General features: G+C 28.7%; 4 protein-coding genes. 3 read left to right on the top strand and 1 reads right to left on the bottom strand.

Annotated features, from left to right (window positions below):
- Positions 1-180: 180 nt before the first annotated feature.
- Positions 181-510: a hypothetical protein gene (locus ACYQ44_RS10255; protein ID WP_459997175.1), complete on the bottom strand. Its 330-nt coding sequence runs from the start codon at positions 508-510 to the stop codon at positions 181-183.
- Between the two features lie 590 nt (positions 511-1,100).
- Between ACYQ44_RS10255 and ACYQ44_RS10260 the strand changes: the two genes are divergently transcribed.
- Genes ACYQ44_RS10260 through ACYQ44_RS10270 form a run of 3 tightly spaced genes read left to right on the top strand, consistent with a single transcriptional unit; the run spans position 1,101 to position 4,299 of the window.
- A complete protein-coding gene (locus ACYQ44_RS10260) occupies positions 1,101-1,436 on the top strand; it encodes a L7Ae/L30e/S12e/Gadd45 family ribosomal protein (protein ID WP_459997177.1) in 336 nt (111 codons plus the stop codon).
- Complete coding sequence (infB, locus tag ACYQ44_RS10265) at positions 1,429-3,594, top strand: translation initiation factor IF-2 (RefSeq protein WP_459997178.1); 2,166 nt, start codon at positions 1,429-1,431, stop codon at positions 3,592-3,594. The genes ACYQ44_RS10260 and infB overlap by 8 nt, the downstream gene beginning before the upstream one ends.
- Positions 3,595-3,597: 3 nt before the next feature.
- Positions 3,598-4,299, top strand: a complete 702-nt coding sequence (locus ACYQ44_RS10270; protein ID WP_459997180.1) for a hypothetical protein — start codon at positions 3,598-3,600, stop codon at positions 4,297-4,299.
- Positions 4,300-4,338: the final 39 nt, after the last annotated feature.

Consider the following 4,338-nt stretch of genomic DNA (forward strand, 5'->3'; position numbering starts at 1 on the left):
TAATGTTATAATTTTCCTGTAAATTAAACATCACAAATAAAATGGAACTAAAAATTAAAATATATCCTATAAGATCTTTTGTTGAAACTGGATAATCACTAAATTTTTTAATTATTACGGTTAATAATATTAAAGGGTTTATACTTTTAATAACTTTAAATAATATTTTTTTATTCATTATCATTTACCCCACGAAGCTATATCAGAAGTTATTGCTCCTTCGATTGCTTCAAGAACTATTCCTCCAGCCAACCCTGATAACGTAATTGGATTAGAACTAACGGCTACCAATCCAAGATATCCTATTGCCACGCCAATTCCACCCCACTTTGTTGCTTCTTTAGTTTCTTTCCATCTCTCAATGCCTTTTTGATTAAATTCTTCAATTTTTTGAGCTTTCCTTTGCTGAAGTTTTTCCCAAGCTTCTGAACCTGTAACGTATCTTCTTTGATTTACATGTCCATACCCACTAACATTTCCTTCATAAATAGCATCCATTCTGATGCCCATAAAGCCACCTCCTGTGAAAAATTTATTTTAGTTGATATAATAAATTTCTAAATTCAATATCTTTTGAAAAATATCTAATGCCATTTATATAAAGATCAATGTAATAAAATCCTGATTTAAGCTGATTTGAATTAAATTTAAAAATGATGTATCCATTTGAAACATTTGAAGAGAACTTAAAAATATTAAAATATGACAAAAGTATTTTGTTTTCTTCATTTTTGAATACAGCAAATATATTATAATATGTACTAAAATCATATACTTTATCGAAATTAAAATTAATAAAAATTGTATTATTACAGATATAGAATACTTTTTCACTTTTTCCTTTTAAATTCAGGTTTGTAATTAGTTCGTTTTCTCATTAAAAAACACCTCTTTCTTTTTTTCAATTTTATGATACCACTTTCTTATTTTATGTCCAAATCTTCTAGGGAGTGAATATGAATATTATATTATCAGTATTCTATTTTATAGAAATTCCTTTGTTAAGGATTTGTTATTTAATTTCTATAATATAATGAACATTTCTTTATTCCTATTTTATATGTTATAATTAATTAGAAAAAAGATTTGGGGGTAAAAGAATGAATGAACAAAAGATAGTAAATCTCCTAGGATTTGCTTCTAGAATGCGAAAAATAATTTTTGGAAAAGATAATATAAGAGAATATATTAGGAATCCAAAAAGAAAAAATAAGTTTATTATTATAGCTTCTGACGTTGGTGAATCAATAAAGGAAGATACTATAAAAAGATGTCAATCTCATCATGTTCCCTATGTTCTTTTGAAAAATTATAAAAAAGAAAAATTAGGTCGTGCTTTAGGTAAAGATGAGATAAGTGTTGTAGGGGTTTTAGATGAAAATATTGTTAATGGAATAAAGGAAGTAGTGAATGTTGGAGGTGATTCAATTGTCTAAGACACGGGTATACCAGTTAGCTAAAGAGTATGGAATGCATGCCAAAGAATTCTTAAAAGAATTAAATGATTTAGGATATAATTTAAAAAGCCATATGTCTTCATTGGAGGATGAAGATGTTAAAGCAATAAAAGAATATTTTGAAGAAAAATTAAAAGAGGAAAAAGGAGAAAAAGTATCAAGGGATGTAAAAGAGGAACCGCCAAAAAAGAAAGAAACAACAAAAGAAAAAAAACATGATACAAAAAAAGACAAAAAACAGAAGAAAGACAATATAAAACATGAAAAAGATAATAAAAAGAGTATTAATAAAGGAAGCAGTGAAGATGAAATAAAAGAAATTAAAATATCAAAATCTGAATTGAAATTAGATTTACTGGCTAAAAAATTGAATAAAGGTCAAAATGATATAATAAAAGCTTTCTTTATGAAAGGGAAGGTTTTAAGACCAGGACAAACCTTAACGGAAGAGCAAGCAGAAGAAATAGCAATGATGTTTAATGCATTGCTTGAAATTACAGAAGAAATTGAAGAAGTATCAACAGTATCTAAATCAGAAAAAGAAGATCCTGAAGAAAAATTAAAAGAATTATGGAAAGAAATATATGAAAAGAATGAAGATAAATTAGTTGAAAGGGCTCCAGTTGTTACAATAATGGGTCATGTTGATCATGGTAAGACGACTTTACTTGATAACATTAGACATACTAAGGTTGCTGAAAAAGAAGCTGGAGGAATTACGCAATCAATAGGTGCTTATCAAGTAGAATATGAAGGCAAAAAAATTACTTTTATTGATACGCCTGGACACGAGGCGTTTACAGAAATGAGAGCAAGAGGGGCTCAAGCAACTGATATAGTTGTTCTAATAATTGCAGCTGATGATGGGGTTATGCCTCAAACTATAGAAGCATATAACCACGCTAAAAATGCAAATGTTCCTATTATCGTAGCTATAAATAAAATTGATAAACCTAACGCAAATATTGATCTAACTAAACAGCAAATGGTTGCAAAGTTAAACCTTATTCCGGAAGACTGGGGTGGAGATACAATTACAGTTCCTATTTCCGCAAAAGCAGGTCAGGGAATTGATGAATTATTAGAAATGATTTTGTTAGTTTCTGAAATGCAAGAAATAAAATGTTATCCAGAGGGATTAGCTAGAGGAGTTATTATAGAAAGTAAATTAGACAAATTTTTGGGTCCAGTTGCTACAGCAATTGTTAAAGATGGAAAATTAAAGGTTGGAGATTATTTTGTTGCAGGAAATACTTTTGGTAAAGTTAGAAGAATGATAGATCCTAATGGCAAAAATGTTAAAGTTGCAGGTCCTTCTGATCCAGTTCAAATTTTAGGATTTGAGGAAGTTCCAGATATGCATTCTATTTTATATGGAGTTAAAAATATTCATGAAGCAAAAGATTATGTAGAGAAGAAAAAAGCATTAGAAGAAAAAGTTGTACAAAAAAGACACATAAGGCTTGAAGACGCTTTGAAAATGATGAGAGAAGAAGGAGAACAAAAAACTTTAAATATTATTTTAAAAGCAGATACTTTTGGTTCTCTAGAAGCATTAAAAAATGCTATAGCAAAATTAGAAAATCCTGAGATTGAGTTACAGGTTATTCATGGCGGTATTGGTGCAATCACTAAGAGTGATGTCATGTTAGCAACAGCGTCAGATGCTGTTATTTTAGGATTTAGAGTTAAAGCAGATAGCAGTGCTGTTAAATATGCAGAACAAGAAAGTATTCAAATAAAGAGATATGATATTATATTTAACTTAATAGATGATTTGAAAAAAGCCTTGCAGGGTATGTTAGAACCTGAAGAAAAAGAAGAAATTACTGGAACAGGTGAAGTTAAACAAGTATTTAAGATTAAAAAGGTTGGTAATATAGCGGGTATCCAATTAAAAGAAGGATTTGTTGAAAGAGATGGTGGTGTAAGATTATATAGACAGGGTAAATTAGTATATGATGGAAAAATAGAATCTTTAAGACATTATAAAGATGAAGTGAAAAAAGTTGATGCGCCAAAAGAATGTGGAATAAAAATATTAAATTTTGATGATATAAATGAAGGTGACGAAATGGAATTTTATAAATTTATTAAGGTTGAAAGAACATTAGAATTTGGTAAAGAGGGAGAATAATCTATGAAAAGGAATATATTTATCTTATTAATAATAATTATAATTAATACAACTTTTTTTGGGTTTGAAAGCATATTGCCAGAGTCAAAGGTGTTGGATGAAGGAGTATTACAAATAGATGGTATAACACCACAGGTTGCAGCAATAAGATATGGGCTTTTTGGTTTTTTGGAGGTTGGTGCATCTACAAATAATGGCGGTGCGTATATAAAAAGTGGAATTAATAGATTATTTAACACATCGATTTCAATTTCTGTGTCTTATGGTTATCAGGTGGACTTGCAGGATTTCGGTGAAGCTCATTTAATAGGAATAGCTGGATATGATGCAGAAAATTATAGAGTTTCTTTTGGGACTGATTATGTTCAGGATGTAGAAAGTGAATTTGACCCAGAAAAGAATGACACTAAAGTAATTACACAACATTATTTAAATCCTTTTGGTGGAATAAGTTATTTATTATATTCAGATGATCAAACTGAGAAGTTAATAAACCTTGAATTTAATTCATCATTAAATTTAGAAAGTTTGGAATATGGAATTGCATTTTATTTATATGGTGTTCAAGTTTTCAGAAATTTTTTGTTTTTTAATAATATTAGTTTTTTTGGTGGAATCGCTATGGTGGGACCTAATTTTCCACCGGATTTATTAAAAGATTTTAAAATAATATTTGGTGTAAATTCCAATATAAATCTTTTTTAAAAACAATAAGCTCGCGTTAGCGGGCTTACTTTTAATATA

This window comes from Marinitoga arctica (genome assembly GCF_054657315.1).

Excerpts from the sequence above, each read along its gene's own strand:
- ACYQ44_RS10255 (WP_459997175.1), bottom strand. The coding sequence starts at position 510 with ATGGGCATCAGAATGGATGCTATTTATGAAGGAAATGTTAGTGGGTAT.
- ACYQ44_RS10270 (WP_459997180.1), top strand. The coding sequence starts at position 3,598 with ATGAAAAGGAATATATTTATCTTATTAATAATAATTATAATTAATACA.
- ACYQ44_RS10260 (WP_459997177.1), top strand. The coding sequence starts at position 1,101 with ATGAATGAACAAAAGATAGTAAATCTCCTAGGATTTGCTTCTAGAATG.